The organism is Streptosporangium sp. NPDC000563, from assembly GCF_040299985.1.
Taxonomy (GTDB): domain Bacteria; phylum Actinomycetota; class Actinomycetes; order Streptosporangiales; family Streptosporangiaceae; genus Streptosporangium.
Genome location: NZ_JBEPDA010000021.1, coordinates 67,324 through 89,217 on the forward strand (window position 1 = coordinate 67,324; position 21,894 = coordinate 89,217).

The 21,894-nt window shown below is 69.5% G+C and carries 19 protein-coding genes; 6 read left to right on the forward strand and 13 right to left on the reverse strand.

Features of this window, described 5'->3' with window-relative positions:
• Positions 1-49: 49 nt before the first annotated feature.
• From ABT352_RS32365 to ABT352_RS32380, 4 genes are all read right to left on the reverse strand, one after another.
• Positions 50-1,024 carry an alpha/beta fold hydrolase gene (locus tag ABT352_RS32365; RefSeq protein WP_350948790.1) on the reverse strand — a complete coding sequence of 325 codons (975 nt, stop codon included), beginning with the start codon at positions 1,022-1,024 and terminating at the stop codon, positions 50-52.
• A 119-nt stretch (positions 1,025-1,143) separates the two neighbouring features.
• The gene (locus ABT352_RS32370; protein ID WP_350948791.1) at positions 1,144-2,328 is read right to left on the reverse strand and encodes an NAD(P)/FAD-dependent oxidoreductase; all 1,185 of its coding nucleotides are present in this window, start codon (positions 2,326-2,328) and stop codon (positions 1,144-1,146) included.
• Between the two features lie 61 nt (positions 2,329-2,389).
• Positions 2,390-2,704, reverse strand: a complete 315-nt coding sequence (locus ABT352_RS32375; RefSeq protein ID WP_350948792.1) for a non-heme iron oxygenase ferredoxin subunit — start codon at positions 2,702-2,704, stop codon at positions 2,390-2,392.
• 125 nt (positions 2,705-2,829) lie between these two features.
• Entirely contained in the window at positions 2,830-3,633 is an 804-nt protein-coding gene (locus ABT352_RS32380) for an IclR family transcriptional regulator (RefSeq protein ID WP_350948862.1), read from the reverse strand.
• A gap of 308 nt (positions 3,634-3,941) precedes the next feature.
• Between ABT352_RS32380 and ABT352_RS32385 the strand changes: the two genes are divergently transcribed.
• The gene (locus tag ABT352_RS32385) at positions 3,942-5,003 is read left to right on the forward strand and encodes an amidohydrolase family protein (protein WP_350948793.1); all 1,062 of its coding nucleotides are present in this window, start codon (positions 3,942-3,944) and stop codon (positions 5,001-5,003) included.
• Positions 5,000-6,184 carry an FAD-dependent oxidoreductase gene (locus ABT352_RS32390; protein ID WP_350948794.1) on the forward strand — a complete coding sequence of 395 codons (1,185 nt, stop codon included), beginning with the start codon at positions 5,000-5,002 and terminating at the stop codon, positions 6,182-6,184. Before ABT352_RS32385 ends, ABT352_RS32390 begins: the two co-directional genes overlap by 4 nt.
• A 67-nt stretch (positions 6,185-6,251) precedes the next feature.
• Here the strand turns inward: ABT352_RS32390 and ABT352_RS32395 are convergent, their stop codons facing one another.
• The 3 genes from ABT352_RS32395 to ABT352_RS32405 are packed head-to-tail and all read right to left on the reverse strand — an operon-like array spanning position 6,252 to position 9,617.
• Positions 6,252-7,445: an acyl-CoA dehydrogenase family protein gene (locus ABT352_RS32395; RefSeq protein WP_350948795.1), complete on the reverse strand. Its 1,194-nt coding sequence runs from the start codon at positions 7,443-7,445 to the stop codon at positions 6,252-6,254.
• Between the two features lie 12 nt (positions 7,446-7,457).
• Positions 7,458-8,573 (reverse strand): acyl-CoA dehydrogenase family protein, encoded by a 1,116-nt coding sequence (locus ABT352_RS32400; RefSeq protein WP_350948796.1) that lies wholly within the window; start codon positions 8,571-8,573, stop codon positions 7,458-7,460.
• Positions 8,574-8,612: 39 nt separating this feature from the next.
• Complete coding sequence (locus ABT352_RS32405; protein WP_350948797.1) at positions 8,613-9,617, reverse strand: LLM class flavin-dependent oxidoreductase; 1,005 nt, start codon at positions 9,615-9,617, stop codon at positions 8,613-8,615.
• A 318-nt stretch (positions 9,618-9,935) separates the two neighbouring features.
• On the opposite strand from ABT352_RS32405, the gene ABT352_RS32410 reads away from it, so the two are divergent.
• Complete coding sequence (locus tag ABT352_RS32410) at positions 9,936-10,829, forward strand: LysR family transcriptional regulator (protein ID WP_350948798.1); 894 nt, start codon at positions 9,936-9,938, stop codon at positions 10,827-10,829.
• Here the strand turns inward: ABT352_RS32410 and ABT352_RS32415 are convergent.
• The 5 genes from ABT352_RS32415 to ABT352_RS32435 all read right to left on the reverse strand — a co-directional run bounded on the left by ABT352_RS32415 (position 10,774) and on the right by ABT352_RS32435 (position 16,424).
• Positions 10,774-11,700, reverse strand: a complete 927-nt coding sequence (locus tag ABT352_RS32415) for a LysR family transcriptional regulator (protein ID WP_350948799.1) — start codon at positions 11,698-11,700, stop codon at positions 10,774-10,776. The genes ABT352_RS32410 and ABT352_RS32415 overlap by 56 nt on opposite strands.
• Positions 11,701-11,726: 26 nt before the next feature.
• Positions 11,727-12,491, reverse strand: coding sequence for an SDR family NAD(P)-dependent oxidoreductase (locus ABT352_RS32420; RefSeq protein ID WP_350948800.1), 765 nt, complete (start codon positions 12,489-12,491; stop codon positions 11,727-11,729).
• Positions 12,492-12,510: 19 nt separating this feature from the next.
• A complete protein-coding gene (locus ABT352_RS32425; protein ID WP_350948801.1) occupies positions 12,511-13,656 on the reverse strand; it encodes an acyl-CoA dehydrogenase family protein in 1,146 nt (381 codons plus the stop codon).
• 23 nt (positions 13,657-13,679) lie between these two features.
• The gene (locus ABT352_RS32430) at positions 13,680-14,813 is read right to left on the reverse strand and encodes a thiolase family protein (RefSeq protein WP_350948802.1); all 1,134 of its coding nucleotides are present in this window, start codon (positions 14,811-14,813) and stop codon (positions 13,680-13,682) included.
• A 63-nt stretch (positions 14,814-14,876) separates the two neighbouring features.
• Positions 14,877-16,424, reverse strand: coding sequence for an AMP-binding protein (locus ABT352_RS32435; RefSeq protein WP_350948804.1), 1,548 nt, complete (start codon positions 16,422-16,424; stop codon positions 14,877-14,879).
• 352 nt (positions 16,425-16,776) lie between these two features.
• Here ABT352_RS32435 and ABT352_RS32440 point away from each other — a divergent pair, with 352 nt between their 5' ends.
• The 3 genes from ABT352_RS32440 to ABT352_RS32450 are packed head-to-tail and all read left to right on the forward strand — an operon-like array spanning position 16,777 to position 20,172.
• A complete protein-coding gene (locus ABT352_RS32440) occupies positions 16,777-17,877 on the forward strand; it encodes an acyl-CoA dehydrogenase family protein (protein WP_350948805.1) in 1,101 nt (366 codons plus the stop codon).
• Positions 17,877-18,905: an acyl-CoA dehydrogenase family protein gene (locus tag ABT352_RS32445; protein WP_350948806.1), complete on the forward strand. Its 1,029-nt coding sequence runs from the start codon at positions 17,877-17,879 to the stop codon at positions 18,903-18,905. The genes ABT352_RS32440 and ABT352_RS32445 overlap by 1 nt, the downstream gene beginning before the upstream one ends.
• Before the next feature lie 10 nt (positions 18,906-18,915).
• On the forward strand, positions 18,916-20,172 hold the full coding sequence (locus tag ABT352_RS32450) for an MFS transporter (RefSeq protein ID WP_350948807.1): 1,257 nt from the start codon (positions 18,916-18,918) through the stop codon (positions 20,170-20,172).
• Between the two features lie 63 nt (positions 20,173-20,235).
• On the opposite strand, the gene ABT352_RS32455 is transcribed toward ABT352_RS32450, so the two are convergent.
• Entirely contained in the window at positions 20,236-21,438 is a 1,203-nt protein-coding gene (locus ABT352_RS32455) for a CaiB/BaiF CoA transferase family protein (protein WP_350948808.1), read from the reverse strand.
• Positions 21,439-21,894: the final 456 nt, after the last annotated feature.

Sequence of the window (21,894 nt, forward strand, 5' to 3'; positions counted from 1 at the left end):
GGGCTTGATCTCACCGCCCCGCAGTCCGGATCTCTGGACAGTCCGGATCTCAGGACTGCTCGACGAGCGACGCGATCTCGGGGCGGTTCTTCGAGATCCCGGCCGCGTCGGCGGTGGCGCGGGTGATCCGGCCGTCCCGGAGAAACTCCAGGAACAGCGGGTTGAACAGATCTGGGCGGTCGGTCTGCCCCTGGTGACCGCACTCTTCCGGGTAGAAGAACTGGATGTTCGGCAGGACCTTCTCCTGCTCATAACCCCACTCGACGGGGGTGAGCACGTCCTCGGTGCCATAGAGGTAGACACCGGGGATGGTCAGCCGGTCAAGGCGGCCCCGGGTGGTGAGCCTCGCGGCGATGTTCTGGTCCTGCCACGGGATACGCCGGCCGTACTGCAACACGCTCGGCCAGAGCCGGGCGTGCGCCTCACGGTGCCGTTCCGCGGCGGCGTGGCGCATCTTCAGCAGGTCGTCGCTGATCGCCGCCTCGCGGTGGATGATCGCCCCCATGAGGGCGCGCATGCCCTCCTCGGTACCGTCGTACTTGGGGATCGCGACCTTCGCCGGGGGCTTGACGGCGTCATCGGGCACCACATCGCCGACGTCGCCGGCGATCAGCGCGAAGCTGACGACTTTCTCCGGGTGCGCGACCAGGTAGTTGACCGTGTTCATGCACCCCATCGAGTTTCCCGCGAGGTGGAACCGGTCGAGGCAGAGCGCTCGGACGAACTCGTGGACGAAGTCGACGTGGCTCTCCAGGCCGGTGGGCCGGTACTCCTCGCGGGTGTCGGACAGCCCGAAACCCGGCATGTCGGGACAGTAGACCCGAAATCCATTCTCGCCGAGGAACGGCGCCATGAACCGCCAGCCCGCGGTGCCGGAGGAGCCCGGCAGACCTCCGTGCAGCAGGACCACGGCAGGACCGGTGGTGCCGGAGGTCATGTAGTGCGCCCGTGCGCCACTGGCCAGCCGTACCCAGCGGCTGTGCATGCCGGGAACCTCGATGATGCCTTCCTCTGTCAGTGCCATCTCGTTGTCTCCTCTCGGTTGCCCGTCGCGTGATCCGCCGCCTCGCAGGGGGTGGGAACACGCGTGCGACATGGTGGGGCGCCGCCGATCGCCGGTCGGCGAGGCGATGCGGGTCGGTGTCAGAAGGGCGCGTCGAGCGCGTCGAGCGGTGTGCGCGCGATGACGGCGCGGCGTAACCTCATCAGCAGCCGGGGGTCGTCGACGACGACGGCCGCCACGACCGTGCCGTCCTCGTCGGCGTAGACCGCCGCGGCCTGGTGGTCGTCGGCGGCGGTACGCACCCGCACCGCTCGTCCGAGGCCGGGTCGGCCGACGATCTGGATCCGATGGCCGTACTGGTCGGACCAGACGTACGGCGGCCGCACACGGGGCGCGGGGGCACCGGTGACCGCCGCCGCGACGATCTCGGCGTGCTCGTTGGCGTTGGTCCAGTGTTCGATGCGCATCTCGACGCCGTACATCGGGTGCGGCCACCGGGCGACGTCACCGGCGGCGTAGACGCCGTCGAAGCCACGGACCCGCAGCCGCTCGTCGCAGACGACGCCGTCGTCGACGGGCAGCCCCGATGTGGCGAGCCAGCCGGTGGCCGGGGTCGCGCCGACGCCGACGACGACGAGGTCGGCCGGCAGGGTCCGGCCGTCGGCGAGGGTCACCCCGGTCACCCGGCCGGTGCCCTCGAAGCGTTCGACCTGCGTTCCGGTCAGCAGGGTGACGCCGTTGGCCTCGTGCAGGCCGCCCAGCAGCGCCCCGACCCGCGCGCCGAGCAGATGGGCGAGCGGCACGGGCTGAGCCTCGACGACGGTCACGTCGGCGCCGTGCGACCTCGCCGCGGAGGCGAACTCGGCCCCGATGAATCCGGCACCGATCGCCACCACGTGCCGGGCCGCGGGCAGCGCGGCGCGCACGGCGAGGGCGTCCTCGACGGTGCGCATGGTGTGCACGCCGATCAGTCCCTCGGCACCGGGCAGCGTTCGCGGGGAGACACCGGTGGCGATCACCAGGATGTCGTAGCCCAGTTCCTCGCCGGTGTCGGTGACGACGACGCGGGCCACCGGATCAAGCGCCACCGCGCGTACCCCGACGCGCAGGTCGACGCCGAGGGCGTCGAGTTCCTCGGCCCCGAGCAGGGGCACCGGGGCGCCGTCGGTCTCCGGCAGGATCATGTCCTTGGATACGGGGGGCTTGTCGTACGGAAGGTACGGTTCGGCCCCCACGATGGTGACGGGGTCGGCGAATCCGGACTTGCGAAGGCTCTGTGCGGTTCGCACTCCGGCGATCGACGCCCCGACGATCAGGATTCCCATGGCGGACATCGTCGTGCAGGGCACGATGGCCGGGAAGTGCCGGTGCCAGTCACCGGAACCCTCAGCACTGGACGTAGATCTTGCCGTCCTCGACCTGGACCTCGTAGGTCTTCAGGCCGATGGTCGCGGGCAGGCACAGCGCCGCACCGGTACGGATGTCGAAGCGGGCCATGTGCAGCGGGCAGACGATCTCGGCGCCTTCGAGGTCGGAGTCCTCGCCGAGCGACCATCTGTCGTGCGTGCAGACGTCGTGGGTGGCGTAGAACTCGCCGTCCTCGGTGCGGTAGATCGCGATGGGCTCCTCCCCCGCGCCTTTCCACGTCATGGACGTCCCCGGCTCCAGGTCATCGACACCACAGGCCAAGCGCCACTCCATCAGTCCCCCTTGTCGCCGCTCACGGTCTACTACGCCGCCGATTGTCGGGCACCATGGGTGCCGACTCCGACAGCGTGTCCCGGCAACCGGAACATCCGTGCCGAAGAACCCCGTCCTGGGCTGCTTCAGTAGTCGCGGGGGAACCAGTGTGAGTGACCGTTGGCCAGACCCATGCGGCAGGCCGCGGCGATCCGGGCGGTGGTCTGCCGCAACGCGCCCTCGACCTTGAAGTCGAGCCGGGTGGCCGAGTCGTAGGCGACCGATACGGCGGCGACGGCGGCGTCCTGGACGATGACGGGAACGGCCATGCAGGCGACACCGGCCTGCGACTCGTTCGATTCGTGCGCGCTCTTCTCGGCTCGGATCTTACGGAGCTCGACGAGCAGTTCGTCGATCGTGGCGACCGACGCGGGCGTCAGCCGCGGCAGCGGCGAGGGGAGGAACGCCTCGAGATCCTCGAAGTTCTCCCACGCGAGCATCGCCTTACCGATCGCGGTGCAGTTCGCGGGGAGTCGCGCGCCGACCCGGGAAACGGTGACCGGCGAGTTCGCGGACGCGAACTTCTCCAGATAGACGACGTCGAACTGGCGCAGCACGGCGAGGTGCACGGTCAGCCCGGTCCACCGGTGCAGTGCCGCGAGGAACGGCATCGCCTTGTCCCGCATGCTGCCGGCCGGCGTGATCACACCCATCTCGAAGAGACCAAGGCCGATCTTGTAGCCGCGCCGGTGCTGCTCGATGGCGCCCAGGTCGATGAGGCGGGCGATGATGCGGTGCACCGTGGATTTCGGCAATCCGGCCGCACGCGCGAGTTCACTCAAGGTCATTACTCGGTCGTCGGCGCTGAAAGCCCGGAGAATATCGAATGCCTTGGTGAGAATGGAAGGGGAATCCCCATCGACGGGATCCACCGATTCGAATTCCGCCATCGGCACCCCCGTCGAGCTTGATCCGGCCTGGTAGAGCTACGCCGAGACCCTTTTTCCACAAAATCCCGCATTGTTTCCTGCATGTTTCGTGGAGGATAACACAGTCACAGCGGATCTTGCGGAGAGTGTGACGCACGTTACCCGGCCCCGGAGAGATTCCGGTGGTTGGAACAAATCTCCGCAACCGATTTCCGGATGCCCTAACATGCCCGGATGTAAATGGATCAATCAGCAGTGCGACCCTCGGGAGCCGAACCGTCTCCCGGCGACGACCATCGCCTGCTCGCGCCCGCAGCGGAGGAGGCACCATGGGGCAGGAACGCCGGCCTACTGTCGACGTCCACGCGCACTTCCTCCCGGGGCACCTGCCGGGCTGGCCGGGCGAGACCGCGGGACCCCCGTGGCCACGCCTTCGGACCGGCGACACCGAAGGTCAGATCCTGATCGGCGACTCGCTCTTCCGGCGCGTACGCCCCAGCCTCTGGGACGTCACCGAACGCCTGCGCGAACTCGACGAGGCCGGCATCGACCACCAGGTCATCTCCCCCGTACCTGTCACCCTCGTCTACGACGCCGAGCCGGAACCCGCGGCCCGTTACGCCCGCGCCCTCAACGAGGCCCTCGCCCGGACCGCCGGGGCCTCCGACGGGCGGCTCACCGCCTGGGGCACCGTACCGTTGCAGGATCCCGCCGCCGCCGTCAGGGAACTCGAACACCTCTCCGGCACGCTCGGACTGACCGGTGTCGAGATCGGCACCACCGTCAACGGCCTCGAACTCGACGATGAGGCGCTGACCCCCTTCTTCGCGGCGGCCGAAGCCACCGACACCATCGTGTTCGTCCACCCGATGGACGGCGGCGGCGGCGCCATCCGCCGACGCGGTCAGCCCTACGACTTCGGCCTCGGCATGCTCACCGACACGGCGATGGCCGCCGGAGCGCTCATCTTCGGCGGGGTCATGCAGCGCTTCCCCAGGCTGCGGGTGATGCTCTCGCACGGTGGCGGCACCCTGCCCTGGGCCTGGCCCCGGCTGGCCAGGGGCGCCCGCCTCGGCGACGTCGACCACACCATCGACCTGGCCGCCACCGTCCGCCGGTTCTGGGTCGACTCGCTCACCTTCGATCCCGGGCACCTGCGTCTGATCATCGACCGGTTCGGTGCCGACCGGGTCATGACCGGCACCGACCACCCGTTCATCACCCGCCAGATCCATACCGCGACCGAAGACATCGAGACGGCCCGTCGCGACGGGACCATCACCGACGACGAGTCAGGCGCGCTGCGCTCGGCGAACGCGGTGGCCCTGCTCACCGGGCGAAGCGGTGATCGCCTCAACAGCGGACTCGACAGTGGAGAAGAAACACGATGACGCGCGATGACGTGACCGTGGTCGGCGGTGGCCCGATCGGACTGCTCGCCGCACTCGGCCTGGCACAGGCCGGCATCCCCGTGACCGTCCTGGAAGCCGCGAGCAACGTCGTCCGAGCCCCCCGTGCGATGATCATCCACTGGTCGGTCCTCGACGGCCTCGACCGGCTGGGCATCCTCGACGACGTACTGAGCGCCGGCCTCGTCCAGGACTCCTGGTCACTGCGGATCACCGCCACCGGCGAGACGTTCCGGTTCGACCTCGGGGTCCTCGGCGACGAGGTGAACCGGCCCTTCAACCTGCACCTGGAACAGGACCGGCTGGCCGAGATCCTGCTCAGGCATGCCACCAAGCTGCCCAATGTCACCGTGCACTGGGGCAGCCGGGCCACCGAGGTGACCCTCGACGAGCACGGCGCCACCATCGTCGCGAGCGGCCCCGAGGGGAATCTGCGACACCGCACCTCCTGGGTCATCGGGGCGGACGGCGCCCACAGTGTCGTCCGGCGCGGCATGGGCCTCGGCTTCCCCGGCATGACCTGGCCGGAAAGCTTCGTCGCCACCAACATCACCTACGACTTCGCAGGCCTCGGTGTCCAGCGCTGCACCGGCATGATCGACCCGGTCGACGGCGCGCTCGTCGCCGAGATCGACGGTGAGGGCCTGTGGCGCTACACCTACGCCGAATCGCTGCGCCTGCCCGTGGAGGAGATCGCGCAGCGGATTCCCGCGGCACTGAAACGGGCACTGCCCGGCGGTGACGACATCGAGGTGCACGCCTGGTCGGCGTTCCGTATGCACGAACGGGTCGCCGACCGCTTCCGCGTCGGCCGGGGCATACTGGTGGGCGATGCCGCCCACGTCACCAACCCGTCGTCGGCGGTCGGCTTCGCCGGCGGGTTCTTCGACGTGTGGACGCTGATCGAGACGTTGACCCGGGTGATCATCGACGCCGACGACCCGGCCGTGCTGGACCGCTACTCACAGCTGCGCCGCCAGGCGTTCACCGAGCACGCCTCACCGCTGTCGTCGGAGTTCAAGCAGTTCGTTTTCAACATGGACGATCCACGACGGCTCGACCGGGAGGTGCAACGGTTCCGGCGCGTCGTCGGCGATCGGGACCTGCTGCGCCGCTTCCTGAAGGCCGGCTATGACACGAAGACCCCGACGTTGAGGAACTGACCGGCGCGACAACGCGAATCGGCCGGTTCCCCAGGGCGGGGAACCGGCCGATTCGCGTCGCGCCGGGTCAGCCCCGAGCCTTCTTGGCGAAATCCTTGGCCACGATGACGCGCTGGATCTGACCCGTGCCCTCGAAGATGTCCAGGATCTTCAGGTCGCGGTACCACTTCTCCAGCAGCAGTTCGGTGCTGGTGCCCTCCGGCCCGAGCAGCTGCATGCAGCGCCGCACCACCCGCTCGGACGTGGGCGGGCCGAACGCCTTCGCCATCGACGCCTCGACGCGGTTCTGCAGGTCGTGCTGCCGCATCCACTGGGCGTACCGGTTCAGGTGCCGGTTACGCGTGAGGGCCGCGGCCATGCCCTCCAGCTCTCGCTGGATCAGCGACCAGCGGTCGGCGCGGAACCCCAGCCGCTGCTCGTGCAGCAGCTCACCGGTCAGGTCGAGGGCGGCCTGCGCCACCGTCGTCGACAAGGCCGAGACGTTGGGCCGGTTCTGGTTCAGCACCGACAGCGCACTGAGGCGGGCGCCACCGGCGCCGTTCGCGCCGGCCGACGGGTCGTGGCCGAGCCGGTTCCCCAACGGCACGACGCAGTCCTCCAATCCGATCTGGGTGGTCTCCCACGCCCGCAGACCCAGCTTGTCCTCGTTCTCCTTGAGGATCACCAGGCCGGGGGTGCCCCTTTCGATGACGAACGCCTCGGCCGAGGCGATGCCCTTCTCGGGATCGGTGACGGCGAACGCCACCACGTACTCGGCGGACGCGGCGTGGCTGCAGAAGATCTTCGAACCGTTGATGACCCACGAGTCGCCGTCACGGACGGCCCGGGTCACCAGCCCACTGGTGTCGGAGCCCGCGCCCGGCTCGGAGAGACCGAACCCGGTGACGCCGCCACCGCGCACCACCGGCTCGTACCAGCGGTCGATCTGTTCCGGCGTGCCGAGCAGGCTGACGACGACGTGGCCGATACCGCCGCTCACGTAGCTCTGCGCCCACGTGTCGCCGTAGTTGAGGCCCTCGTACTGGGCCATCACCCGCATCAGCTCACCGTCGGGGAACTTCGGCAGGTCGTTGTCACGGCCTTTGGCGACGTGCTTACTGATCTTCACCGGGCAGGTCTCGAAGATCTCCCGGTAGTTCGCGGGCGGCCGATGGTCGGTGTCGGCCTGGCGCGCGTGCGGCCGGATCCGGGCCACCGACCATTCCTTGAGCTCGCGCTCGTAGCGCTGCAGCTCCGGGCTGAATTCAAAGGCGAGCGTCACTGTGGTTACCTCTCAGACCGCGGGCGCGAAGCTCGCGAAATACGGGTCGGCGTCCAGGGTCGACAGCAGCGCGGCGGCGCGGTACCACAGCTCCGTCGGGTGGTCGGTGAGGAATCCGTGGCCACCGAGCACCTGGATGGCGTTGCGGGTCGCCTCGGTCGCCGCGGCGTGCGTCTCGTTGACGATCCGGCCGACGTCGGCGAGTGCCTTCTCGCGCCCCTGGTCAAGCCCGTTCGCCACCGACAGCAGGCCCAGCCGGGCCGCGTCGAGCCGCATCTGGTCGTCGACGAGGGTGAAGGAGATTCCCTGGAAGTCGAAGATCGGCCTGCCGAACGCGATGCGCTCCGTCGCGTACTTCGTGGCGTACTCCCGGGCCCGGTTCGCGCCACCGAGCGCCACCGCCGGCGCCAGCAGCCGAGTCCGGGCGACGGCGAACGCGAGTGACCGCGCGTCGGCGTCCACGCCGCCGAGCAGGTCGTCCGCCGCGACGAGCACATCCAGGTGGACCCTGGACAGTCGCGCCGCGCTCAGCGCGATGTGCGAGGTGCCGGAGACACGCTTCGTGTCGACGCCCTCCCGGTCGAGGCCGACGACGGCGGCGCGCAGACCGCCTCGCGGATCCACCCCGACGACGAGCAGTTCGGTGACGCCGTCGAGCAGCGCCACCGCGTACTTGGTGCCGCGCACCCGCCAGCCGTCGCCTTCGGCGGTGATGGTGGTGCCGTACTCCTCGGGCGGCAGGCCGTGGCGCTCGTAGAGGGCCGGGGCGGGCGCCGGACGCGCCCCGTCCGCGACCCCGGCGAGCCAGCGGTTCCGCTGCTCCCCGGTACCGGCGGCGTCGATGATCAACGTGGAGCCACCGGCCAGGACGGCGGTACCCACGATGCCCGGGTCGCCGTAGGCGAGGTTCTCGACGGCGCGCAGCTGCGTGACCGCGTTCGGAGTGCCGCCGAGATGCTCGGCCACCGGGGCGGTGAAGCCGAAGTCGCGCAGCCGGCGCCAGAGCCCCTCCGCGATGACGCCGGTCCTGTCCACCTCACGTGCCGCCTGGTCCACGGGGCCGAGTGCCAGCCGACGCGCCGTCTCGGCGATGAGCTGGTCCTCGGTGGACGAGGAAAGAACAAACATGGAGCACCTTTCTTCAAGCGGAGACCGGCCGACGGCTGCTCACCGCGCGTTCGGCAGGACCTTCTCGGTGAACAGCTTCAAACCGGCGTTCACCACCTCGCGGTCGCCGTCGCGGGCGCCCATCAGCACCACCACCCGGTCGAGTCCGGCGGCCTTGAGCGCCTGGAGGCGGTCGACACACGCCTGTGGTGGCCCGGCCACGGCGAAGCGGTCGATGAACTCGGGCTCCAGCACCGTGCCGTGCCCGCTGACACTGCTCGCGTGGTGGATCCGGTCATACGCCTCGGCGGCCCGCCGGTACTGCTCCTGGAGCGCGGGATCCTCGGTGGCGAACCGCGCGGTGGCGGAGAAGCGGGCGATGGTCAGCACCGCGCCGGCCAGCATCGAACGGGCCGCTTCGACGTCGTAGCCGGTCATCACGTTGATGTAGGCGCCGAAGGTGAGGTCGGCGGGATCCTTGCCCGCCTCGGCGCGGCTCTGCCGGGCCCAGGCGATCGCGGCGGCGATCCGCTCCGGGTCGGCGCCGAGGGCGAACATGATGCCGTCGGCCTCACGAGCGGCCATCGCGATGGCCTTGGGGCCGCTGGCGGCCACGTCGACACGCACCGGCGGCAGCGTCGACCTGCCGATCCACTCCGAGCGGCTCTCGAAGCCGTCGAGGTCGACGATCTCGTCGCGCAGGTAACCGCGCACCTGACGCACATACTTACCGAAGTCAGCGAGCTTCGCGGGCTTGCGGTTGATGTAGGTCAGCGACGAGTCACCTCGGCCGATGCCGAGCACGGCCCGGCCACCGGAGGCCTCGTGCACCGACTGCACGGCCGCCGCCATCACCGACGGGTGACGGGTCACCGGGTTGGAGATACCCGGGGCCACCAGCAGCCGTTCGGTGGCCTCCGCGGCCAGCGCCATGCCGACGAACACGTCGCCGGTGAGGCACTGGGTGTCACCGAAGGCCAGACCGTCCCAGCCCGCGTCCTCGGCCCGTTTGGCCATCCGGCCGGTACGACCTGGAATGGGAAAATTGACCTGCCAGATCTCCATCGCAACGCCCTTGCTCTTTCGGCGCACGCAAAAACATGCACGGCACGGGCCTGCCGGGAGTGCCGATACGGCGTTTCCGGCGGCCGGACTGGTGACTCGAATGCAAAAACTAGTCGCCGACATGGCGGGAACTGTGTTTCTGTTCCAACGACTGGAACGGAGGTGCCTGTCGCGCTTCCGGCCAGATGGCACGCTATTTTCTGAATCGCACGGCGCCGGTTGCCGCCGGACGGAACTCGGCGACGCCGACGGGATGCCGACGGGATGCCGACGGGATGCCGACGGGATTCAGGCCCCGGGCGACAGTAGGGTGTCAGCGTGGATCTCCGGCTCATAGAGTATTTCATCGCCGTCGTCGATCACGGTGGGGTCACTCGGGCCGCGCAGGCGCTCTACATCGCGCAACCGTCGCTGTCACAGGCGATCCGCACCCTGGAACGCCGGCTCGGCGTGCAGCTGTTCGACCGGACCGGACGGCAACTGCGGCTGACCGACGAGGGAGAGGCGTTCACGGTGTCGGCGCGCCGGATCCTCGCCGATGTGGTCCGGGCCCGGCAGCGGGTGGCGGCGGTGCGGGAGTTGCGCAGCGGACGCCTCGACATGGCCGCGCTCTCCACCCTCGCCGTCGAACCGCTGCCCCGGCTGGTCAGCGCGTTCAACCGGGAGCATCCCGGAGTGCTGGTCAGCGTCAGCGACCCGGGCAGTCCGGCCGGGGTGGTGTCCATGGTCCGCCAGGGAGGCGTCGAGCTGGGACTCTCCGAACTGCCGGTGCGCAGCGACACGCTGCGGTCCATGGAGCTGTTCACCCAGGAGATCTGCCTGGTGCTGCCGCCCGCACTGGCACAGCGGCTGCCCGATCCGGTGCCGGTGGCCCGCATCGCCGAGATCCCGCTCGTCCTGGAGGGGTCGGCGGGGCCCAACCGGACTGCGGCACACGCCGTACCGGCCGGGGTGACGTTGCAGGTCGCGGTGGAGTGCGTCCACCGGCAGGCCATCTGGGCGCTGGTGGCCAACGGCGCCGGGGCGACCCTGCTGCCGCGCCAGGTGGCCGAACAGGAGGTCACCGGAGTCGTGGTGCGCTCGACGACGCCGCGTCTGGAGCGTCCGGTGGGCCTGGTGTTCCGGCCGGGAGCGCTGTCACCCGCCGCGCAGGCGTTCATCGACTGTGTGCGGCGGCTGTATCCGCCACCTGCTCCCGTACCAGCTCGATGAAGGCCCGTCCGACCGGCGACAGCGCCTCCGGGTCGAACAGCAGCCCGTAGGGGCGACTGAAACAGGGGTCGACCGCCCGGACCACCGCCCCACGGGCGGCGGCGGCTTCGGCCGTGGATCGTTCCATGAAGGTTCCGCCGAGCCCGGCCAGCACGAACGCGAGCCGAGCCTCCCGGTGCGCGATGATCGCGGCGGGCCGGCGCAACCGCCCCGCCGCGGTCACCGCGCGTTCGATCTCGGTCGCCCAGGAGCTGCCCGGCGGCACGACGATCAGGGGTACGTCGGGCAACTGGGCCCTCGGCAGCGGATCGGCCCGCGACACCTCGGTGCCGGGCGGGAAGACCGCCCAGAACTCCTGCACACCCAGCGGCAAGGTGTCCAACCCACCGGTCGCCGTGGGCAGATAGCAGACGACGATCTCGCAGTGCCCGTCGACGATCAGCGATGCGGCGGCCTCCTCGTCCTGCAGGTCACCGATGCGGATGTGCACCTGGGGACTACGTTCCCGGAACCGGCCGATCAGTTCGGCGAGCGACCCGGCCGACAAGGTGGCGTACGCGACGATGTCGAGCCGCCCGCGCAGCCGGCCCGCCGCGTCGACCACAGAGCTCTCGGCCGCGACGACGTCGCGCAGGATCTGCCGGGCAGGGCCGACCAGGGAGTGCCCTGCCGAGGTCAGCACCATGCCCCGGCCGATGCGGTGGAACAGTTCGGTGCCCAGCTCGCGTTCGAGGCCGCGGATCGACTGGGAGATCGTCGGCTGGGACAGGTGCAGACTCTCCGCGGCGGCGTTGATGCCCTGATGGTCGACGACCGCGAGGAAGTACTCAAGGTTGTGCAGGTCCACTCCGAGAACCCTACTGTCCGGCACGCGCCCCACCACGGTGAGCCGGCACGTCAGCGGGGTGCCATCCGGATGGCACCGTCGAGGCGGATGGTCTCCCCGTTGAGGTAGCCGTTCTCCAGGATGGTGGCGGCGAGCTGCCCGAACTCGTCGGTGCGCCCCAGCCGGGCCGGGTTCGGCACGGTGGCCTCCAGCGACTTCTTGACGTCGTCGCGCAACCGGGCCAGCAGCGGCGTGTCCATGATGCCCGGGGCGATGGTGCAGACCCGGATAGCGCGGCCGGCCAGGTCGCGGGCGGCGACGATGGTCATGCCGACGATGCCGGCCTTCGACGCGGTGTAGGGGATCTGGCCGATCTGACCTTCGAACGCCGCCACCGAGGCGGTCATCACGATCGCGCCGCGCTCACCGTCGACGAGCTCCTGGCGGGCGATGCGCTCCGCGCCAAGGCGCAACGCGTTGAACGAGCCGATCAGGTTGAGCCTGATCGTCCATTCGAAGTCCTCCAGGCTGCCGGGGCGGCCCTCCCTGTCGATGACACGCACCTTGCGGGAGGCCCCGGCGCAGTGCACGAGCCCGCGCAGCCCGCCGCGCGCGTCGGCGACGTCGAGGGCGGCGGCGAACGACTCCGGGTCGGTCACGTCGCCCGGCGCGAAGTGCGCCCGCTCCCCCAGCTCCTTGGCGACGGCGGCCCCGTCGGAGGTGGGCAGGTCGATGACGGTGACCGTCCCGCCGGCGGCGATCAGCCGGCGGGCGGTGGCCAGGCCGAGGCCGGACGCCCCCCCGGTGACGGCCGTGTTGAGTCCATCGAGATTCATTGTCTTCCCCTTGTGACCGTCAGAGCCCGAACGACTTCGCGATGATCGTCTTGAGTACCTCGGTGGTGCCGCCGTAGATGCGGGTGACCCGGGCGTCGGCGTAGAGCCGGGCGATCGGGTACTCGCGCATGTAGCCGTATCCGCCGTGCAGCTGAAGGCAGCGGTCGACGACACGGGACTGCATCTCGGTGCAGAAGATCTTGATCTTGGCGGCGTCGACGGGGCCGAGCTCGCCCGCCTCGTGCTCCGCCAGGCCCTTCTCCAGCAGTGCCCGGCCCGCCTCGATCTCCACCGCGCACGACGCGAGCTCGAACTTCGTGTTCTGGAACGACGCCACCGGCACACCGAACGCCTTGCGGTTCGCCACGTACTCCAGCGCCGCCGCCAAAGCCGCCTCCGCCGCGCCCTGCGCGGCGACGGCGATACCGAGACGCTCCTGCGGCAGGTTGCCGGTCAGGTAGCCGAAGGCCCCGCCCTCCTCACCGAGCAGGTTCGCCGCCGGCACCCGGACGTCGTCGAAGAACAACTCGGCGGTGTCCTGCGTGCGCAGACCCACCTTGTCGAGGTTGCGGCCCCGGGTGAAGCCCGCCATCTCCTTCTCGACCACCAGCAGCGACAACCCGTCGCGACGTCCGCCGCCCTGGCCGGTGCGTGCCACCACCACGACCAGATCGGCGTGGATACCGCCGGTGATGAACGTCTTCACCCCGTTGAGCACCCAGTGCTCACCGTCGAGCCGCGCGGTGGTGGCGATACCGGCCAGGTCCGAACCCGTTCCCGGCTCGGTCATCGCGATCGCCGTCATCAACTCGCCGGACGCCATGCCGGGCAGCCAGCGCCGCCTCTGCTCCTCGTTCGCGTACGACAGGAAGTACGGCAGCACGACGTTCATGTGCACGGCCAGGCCGCCCAGGTTCACGTACGCGCGCTGGGTCTCCTCCATCCAGACCGCCGAGAACAGGAAGCTGTCCTGCCCGCCCCCGCCGTACTCCTCCGGGATCTGGACACCGAGCACGCCCAGCTCACCCAGCCTGCGGAAGATGCCCCTGGGAACGATCTTCGCCTCATCCCAGTCGAGATAGTGCGGCACGACCTCCCGGTTGAGGAACTCACGCGCCGTCGCGCGAAACGCCTCGTGATCGGGGCCGTACAGGGTGCTCTTCATCGTCTCGTCTCTTCCAGCGCCGTCTACAGCAGTTCGAGGATCGTGGCATTCGCCAGGCCGCCGGCCTCGCACATCGTCTGCAGGCCGTAACGGATGCCGTTGTCACGCATGTGGTGCACCATCCGGGTCATCAGCACCCCGCCGGAGGCGCCCAGCGGGTGCCCGACCGCGATCGCCCCGCCCAGCGGGTTCAGCCGCTCGGTCCTCGCCCCGGTCTCGGCCTGCCAGGCCAGCGGCACCGGCGCGAACGCCTCGTTGACCTCGAAGACGCCGATGTCGTCAATGCTCAGGCCCGCCCGGCGCAGCGCCTTCGCGGTCGCCTCGATCGGCGCGGTCAGCATCATCACCGGGTCGTCGCCGGCCAGCGCCACCGTGTGGATCCGGGCGATCGGCCGCAGACCTCGCGCCGCCGCCAGCTCACCGGTGGTGATCAGCAACGCCGCCGCCGCGTCGGAGATCTGCGACGAGTTACCGGCGGTGATCACACCGTCCTCGCGGAACACGGTGCGCAGCCCGGACAGCACCTCGGTGGTGCTGCCCCGGCGCACCCCCTCGTCGGCGGTGAGCAGCCCGTTCACCGAAACGAGCTGCGCGTCGAGGGCTCCCGCGTCGATCGCCGTCGCGGCCAGCCGGTGCGAACGCACCGAGTATTCGTCGAGCCGGGCGCGCGACAGCTTCCACTTCCGGGCCACCAGCTCCGCGCCGATGCCCTGGTTGAAACCGCCGACGCCGTAGCGTTCCAGCACCGACTCCGGGTACTGCTGCCCGTCTTGCACGTTGGAGCCCATCGGTACCCGGCTCATCGACTCGACGCCACCGGCGATCGCGATGTCGTAGTGCCCGGCGATCACCGACGCCGCCGCGAAGTGCACGGCCTGCTGTCCCGAGCCGCAGCGCCGGTCGACGGTGGTGCCCGGGATCGACTCGGGCCATCCGGCGCTGAGCACCGACACCCGCCCGATGTTGCCGGACTGCTCGCTCACCTGCGTCACGCAGCCCCACACCACGTCGTCGATCTCGGTGGGGTCAAGGCCGTTGCGCTCGGCGATCGCACGCAGCACGCACGCCGACAGATCACCCGGATGCAGGCCGACCAGAGCACCGTTGCGCTTACCGACCGGCGTACGGGCCGCGTCGACGATCACCGCGTCTCTCATGGTTCTTCCCTTACGGTCGTGGCCTCGCGGCGGTCGACGGTGTGGTGCGACTCGTCACTCATCTCACTCATCGGCGAGGAACGTCTCTCGCACCTCGCTGCGCCGCAGCTTGCCGGCACCGTTGCGGGGCAGCTCCCCCCGGAACTCGAAAGCCTTGGGCACCTTGTATCCGGCCAGCACGGCTCGGCAGTGCTCGGTGAGCTCCTCTGCGAGCGCGTCGCCGGCCCGCGTACCGGGCTCGGGCTGTACGACGGCGACGACCCGCTGCCCCCAGTCGGGGTCGGGCACGCCGATGACCGCGACGTCGGCGACGGCCGGGTGGGTGATCAGCGCCACCTCGATCTCGGCGGGGTAGACGTTCACCCCGCCGGAGAGGATCAGGTCGACGCGCCGGTCGACGATGTACAGCCAGCCGTCGGCGTCCAGGTAACCCAGATCACCGGCGGAGAAGAACCCGTCACGCATCGCCGAGGCGGTCTTGTCCGGATCGTTGTGGTACTCGAACGGCACCGGCGGCATGAAGTACACGTTGCCGATCTCTCCGGTGGGCAACTCGACGCCGTCGGCGTCCAGGATCCGCAGCCGCATTCCCGGCAGGGGATGTCCCACGCTCCCCGGCTTGCTCAGCCACTCCTCGGAGTTCAGCGCGGCCGCCGACCCCTCGGTGGTGCCGTAGAACTCACAGACGACCGGCCCGAACCAGGCGATCGCGGCCCGCTTGACCTCCGGCGGGCACGACGCGCCGGAGAGCACCATGGCACGCATACTGGACACGTCGTAGCGAGCGCGGACCTCCTCGGGCAACCGCAGCAGCCGATGCACGACCGTCGGCACGGTGAACGTCACCGACACCCGATGCCGCTCGACGAGGGCGAGGATCTTCTCCGGACGAGGGCGCTCGGCGACCACGACGGTGTGCCCGAACTGCAGGGCCATGAACGAGAACGTGCCCGGTCCCGCGTGGTACAGCGGGCCGGCCGCCAGGTGCACCTCACGGCCGGGACGGATCCCGAGGCGCCCCATGAATCCGATGGTGAACGCCGACACGGCGGGCGCCCTCCCCGACAACCCCTTGCGGACGCCCTTGGGGCGGCCGGTGGTGCCGGAGGTGTAGCCCATGTACTCACCGGCGATCGGATCTTCCAGCGGCGCCGTCGAATACCCGGCCAGCAGTGCCTCGTAGTCGACCCAGCCGGGAGCACCGCCGACGGAGATGCACCGCCGCGGATCCAGGTCCACCTCGGCGAGGGCCGGCGCGACGACGTCGATCAGTGACGCGTCGAGGACGACGGCACCGGCGCCGCTGTCCCGCAGGATGTATGCGATCTCCGCCGCGGTGAAGTGGTGGCTGACCGGGGTGAAGTAAAGCCCGACCTGGAAGGTGGCCAGCCGCAACTCGTAGTACGCACGCCGGTTGGGCAGCATCGCCACAACACACTCTCCGGGCCGCAGGCCGCTCTCCCGCAGTGCCCGGGACAGCTGGTTGACCCGCCGCGCCAGCTCGCCGAAGGTCATCGACGTGCCGTCGGTGTCGATGACGGCGACACGATCCGGATCGGCGGCGGCGACGGCGGCGAAACCGACGGGGGCGGCTGCGGTGCTGCTCGACATGCCTGACACTTCCCTTCCGCCGAAGGCGCACAGACCTTGACGTCTCTCCAGCCGACCATCCTCGACAGCAGTTCACGGCACGAGCCACCGGAACGTCAAAGAGCAACCGTCGAACATTCGGATAGGCGCCGCCTATGGCGTCGAAGAACGCGGACGTATTCGGCGCTCTCATAGGTCGCTCCTATCCGAATGTTTGCGAGAACGTCTTTGTCACCCGGATAAACGGTGTGCTGTAGTCGGCGGCGACGCGCTTTGAGGATCCTCACGCGTTTTTCACGAAAAAACTGCCACCGATCAGGGAGGCACGGTGCTCGGCAATCTTGTCCCTCCGGCTCTGGAGGAGACGTCAGAGATGACGGCTCTCCGCCTTGAGGTTCGAAGTTTCCTCCGAGAGATCGCTCAGAAAGGCGTTTTCACCCCCGGGGTGGACACCTGGCTCACCGGCTGGGACGAGGACTTCAGCCGAACGCTGGCCGCCCACGGCTGGATCGGCATGACCATTCCTACCGAGTACGGCGGCCGGGGCCGTACCCATCTGGAACGGTTCGTCGTCACCGAGGAGCTGCTCGCCGCGGGCGCCCCGGTCGCGGCGCACTGGATCGCCGACCGGCAGATCGCGCCGTCACTGCTCGCGTTCGGTACCGAGGAACAAAAACAGCGCTACCTTCCGAAGATCGCCGCCGGCGAGGCGTACTTCGGGATCGGGATGAGCGAACCCGACTCGGGCTCGGACCTGGCCAGCGTACGAACCAGGGCGGTCAGGGTCGACGGCGGCTGGCAGATCACCGGCAACAAGGTGTGGACATCGAACGCGCACCGCTCACACGCCTTCTTCGTACTGGCCCGCTCCGCCCCGCAGGACCCGAAGAACCGTCACCAGGGGTTGAGCCAGTTCATCGTCGACCTGCGTTCGCCGGGTGTCGACATCCGGCCGATCGTGTCGATGGGCGGTTCACACCACTTCAACGAGGTCTTCCTCCAAGACGTGCTGGTCCCCGACGAGTCGGTGCTCGGCACCATCGGCGAGGGCTGGAAGCAGGTCAACCACGAACTCGGCTTCGAACGCAGTGGCCCGGAGCGACTGCTCTCGACCTACCAGCTGTTCACCGAGGTCATCGACGGGATGCGTGACGGCTCACTACGCCGCGACGCGAACCTGGGACGGCTCTTCGCCCGGCTCACCGGGTTGCACCGCATGTCGCTGGCGGTGGCGGGCGCCCTGCAACGGGACGAGCCCGCGGACACGGCGGCGGCGCTGGTGAAACTACTCGGCACGACGACCGAGGGCGACCTGGCGGAGTTCGCCGACCTGATCTCGGACGACACACTGGGCGCCGAACGCTACGAGCGACTACTGCGCGAGAGCCTGATCCAACGGCCCGGTTTCACACTGCGCGGCGGCACGAACGAGGTACTGCGCGGCGTGATCGCCCGCGGATTGGGGATGCGCTGATGTCCGGCCACGACAACGCCGAACTACTCGACATGATGCGGCAGGTCTTCAAGGATCACACGCGGACCGCCGGCGCACGGACCACCGAGCGCACCTTCAACACCGAGCTGTGGAACACCCTGGAATCGCTGGGCCTGACCCGGCTGACCGGCCGCGAGTCCGACTCCGGCAGCGGCGCGGGCTGGCCGGAGGCGGCGGCGCTGCTCGCCACCGCCGCCGAACACGCCGCGACGGTGCCGCTGGCCGAACACGATCTGCTGGCCGGCTGGCTGCTGGAGACGGCCGGGCTCCCCGTCGACAACGCTCTGCGCTCGGCGTGCGTGCTGAACGCCGACGGGACGGCCACCGCCGTGCCATGGGCTCGCCACGTGCGGTCGCTGGTGGTGCTCTGGTCCGACGGCGGCACCTGGTACGCCGCGGACGTGGCACTTGCCGAGGTCTCCCTGCGTCCCGGGCACAACCTCGCCGGGGAACCCCGCGACCATGTCACGGTGGCCACGGACCGGCTCGCCGGGGTTCCGATCGCCGACGAGGTCGTCGCCGAGTTCCGGCTGCGAGGAGCACTCGCACGTACGGTACAGATGTGCGGCGCGATGGAGAAGATCCTCGAACTGTGCGTCGAGCACACCACGCAACGGGTGCAGTTCGGACGCCCGCTGGCGAAACTGCAGGCGGTGCAGCAGCTCGTCAGCGATCTCGCCGCGGAGACGTCGCTGGCACGGGCGGCGACCGACGCCGCCGTGCGGGTCGCGACGAAGTCGCTGCTGACCGACGAGGCCCTGTTCGCGGTGGCCGTGGCGCGCTCCTGCGTCGGGCACGCGGCGTCGGTGGTGGTGCGCAACTCCCACCAGGTGCACGGGGCGATCGGCACGACCGCGGAACACGACCTGCACCTGTTCACCACCCGGCTTCTGGCATGGCGCTCCGAGTTCGGGGCGGTACGTCACTGGGACGACTGGCTGACCGATGCCGCCCTCACCGGCGGCACCGGCGGCACGTGGGCGCTGCTGACCGCTGTCGCGGATTAGGCGGCACACGGTGTCCACGGCGAAACTGCACGGCACGGCACGCCCCCGGGGCTCCTACCGGCTGATGTTCGACGCGCGCTACGGAGTGTACTTCTGGACCAACACGTGCGCCGCGACCGGACTGTGGATCTTCAGTATCGTCACCGCGATCCTGGCGTACGAACTGACCGACTCCGCCTCCGTCGTCGCCCTGGTGGTCGTGGCACAGAACGTCCCGCAGATCTTCTCACTGCTGAGCGGCAAACTCGCCGACCGCCGGCATCTCGGCCGGCTCATCGCGCTGGGCCGGCTGGTGTCGGCGGTCGGGCCGCTGACGATGGCGATCTGGCTGTGGGCGTTCGATCCGGTCGGCAGCGTCGAGGGCACCGTCTTGATGTGCGTCTCGGCGGCGCTGATGGGCTTCGGTCTGGTGCTCGTCGGCCCGGCCAGTCAGACGATGATCCCGCTGCTGATCCGCCCCGGCGAGATGCCGGCGGCGATGGCGTTGAGTAGCGTGCCGATGACGTTGTCCCGGGCGATCGGGCCGGCGGCGGGCGCGTTCCTGGCCCTGCATCTTGGACCGGTGGCGGCACTGCTGGTGGCCGCGGCGGGATACCTCATCCACGCTGTCGCGGTCCTGACACTGCGGGTGCGGCGGGCCACCACGCCCGTCGGGACCGATATCGACGACCTGTCGGTGACCGCGTCGCTGCGCTATGTCCGCGACCATGCGCCGCTGCCGGCGTTGCTGCTGGCGGTGGCGGCGATCGGGGTCGCCGCGGAACCGTCGGTGACCCTGTCCCCGACGATCGCCGCCGACCTCGGTGGCGGCTCCGCACTGGCGGGCTGGCTGACGTCCGGCTTCGGCATCGGTGCCTGCGTGGGTTTCCTGCTGTTCGGGGTGATCCGCCGCTGGGTCAGCATGCAACGTCTCACCGGTGCCAGCATGCTGCTGATGGCGGTGGGGCTGCTCGCGCTCGCGGTCGCCTGGATCCCGCCGGTGGCGCTGGGTGCGTTCGGACTCAGCGGCATCGGCATGACCCTCGCCTTCATCTGCGTCACGACGCTGATCCAGGAAAAAGCGTCGGACTCGGTCCGGGGCCGGGTGATGGCGCTGTGGTTCCTCGCCTTCCTCGGTGTACGCCCGATAGCCACCACCGCCACCGGGGTACTCGCCGACACGGCGGGACTGCCGACGTCACTGATCGTGGCCGCCGTCGTCATCGCAGGCGCCGCCTACCTGTGCCGACCGGCGGTGCTCGGCCCGGACTCCTCCCCGGCCACCTGATCCGGCCCTCGTACACCGGCGCAGCGCAGGCGGCTCCGGCGTGCCGCCGTGATCACGCGGACGTTACCGCGGCTCGCCCGGATTGAGCACGCCCGCCTCGATCAGTTCGGCGATGCGCTCCTCGCTGTAGCCGCTGCCGCGCAACAGATCAGGACCGTCGCCCCCCAAGGGGCGCAGTTCCAGCGTCGGATCGGCCGGGGTGTCACTGAACCGGACCGGCGGGCGCGGCGAACGCACCTCACCACCGACCGGATGTGTCCACTGACGCAGCAGACCGACCTGCTCGACGTGTTCGTTGCGCACCACCTGAGAGGTCTCCAACACCGGCCCACAGGGCACCCCCGCGTCGTTCATGCGCTTGATGAAGTCCTCCTTGGGAAACTTCAGCGCCTCCTCGCGGACAATCGTTTCGAGCGCGTCGAGATTCTCGCGCTTGATCATTTCGCTCTGCGTGGCGAACCGCGGGTCGGTGCGCAGGTCGGACCGGTTGACGGCGTCGAGCAGACCGAGCCGCTGCTTCAGGGCGATGGCCATGTAGACGACGAAGCCGTCGGCGACCTCGGTGAGCCGCAGCGTCTTGACCCCCATCCGGCCGGCCTCGAAGTCGCCGACGAACGTTTGGTCCGCCATGCCCTCGGGCCACAGGAAGTAGACGGCCGAGTCGAGCATCGGAATCTCCAGCCGCTGCCCCAGACCGGTGCGCTCGCGCGCGTAGAGCGCCGCGCTGATGGCGTTGGCGGCGAACAGCGAAGTGATCTTGTCGACGATCATGTTGTGGATGACGTCCGGCGGCCCGCCGGCGGCCGGCCGCTGCAGGGCGATCATGCCGGCCAGACCCTGGATCACCGGATCGAACGCGGGCATGTCCCGGTACGGGCCGCTCTCCCCGAAGCCGGTGATCTCGGCGACGACGACCCGCGGGTTGCGAGCGTGGATCGCCTCGTAGTCCAGGCCCATCGCCGTCAGCACACCCGGCCGGAAGTTCGCGACCACCGCGTCCGAATCGGCGATCAGCGTGAGTGCGGCCTCGCGCCCCTCGGGCGAACGAAGATCCAGGGCGATGGACTTCTTACCCCGGTTCGTGTTGATGAAGAAGGCCTCCACACCGTTACGGCTCGGCTGCCCGATCCGGCGGTCGAAGCTGCCGTTGACATCCTCGATCTTGATGACTTCCGCGCCGAGGTCGCCCAGTATGAGAGCTCCGAACGGCGCCGACGCGACCCGGCCGAGGTCGATGACCCTGACGCCTTCCAAAGGACCTGACATATGTGACTGTTCCCTTCCCTCCGTACCGACGCCGCCCGGTGGACCGGTCTTCCTTTCCAGCTTGGTGGTATGTCACCGCATGGTCAGGAATCGGTGAAGTCCGAAGGCCCGCGCCCGACGAACGCGCGAGCGCCTTTCTTCGCGTTCCGGCCGGCCCGCACGATCGACGAGCGCCGACACCGCGTCGCCGGCCGTCACGTCCGGACACTAATGTGGCTGTCCGCACCGCACTCCTCACAGTTCCGACAGTTGGAACACCTCCGGCGTTCTTCACCGGACCGCGCCCTTTACAATGTAGATTCATAATCTGTGATCGCGAGATCCGGCACCTTCCGAACGGCGAGCCCGGGGCGCCGGCCAGGAGTGACGGAAAACGCTTCCGCAGCCATCGGCCGGGGTTCCCCCGGTGTGACAGGATCTATCACAGTGCCTCAGGTCGGCGTGGCGATCCTGTCC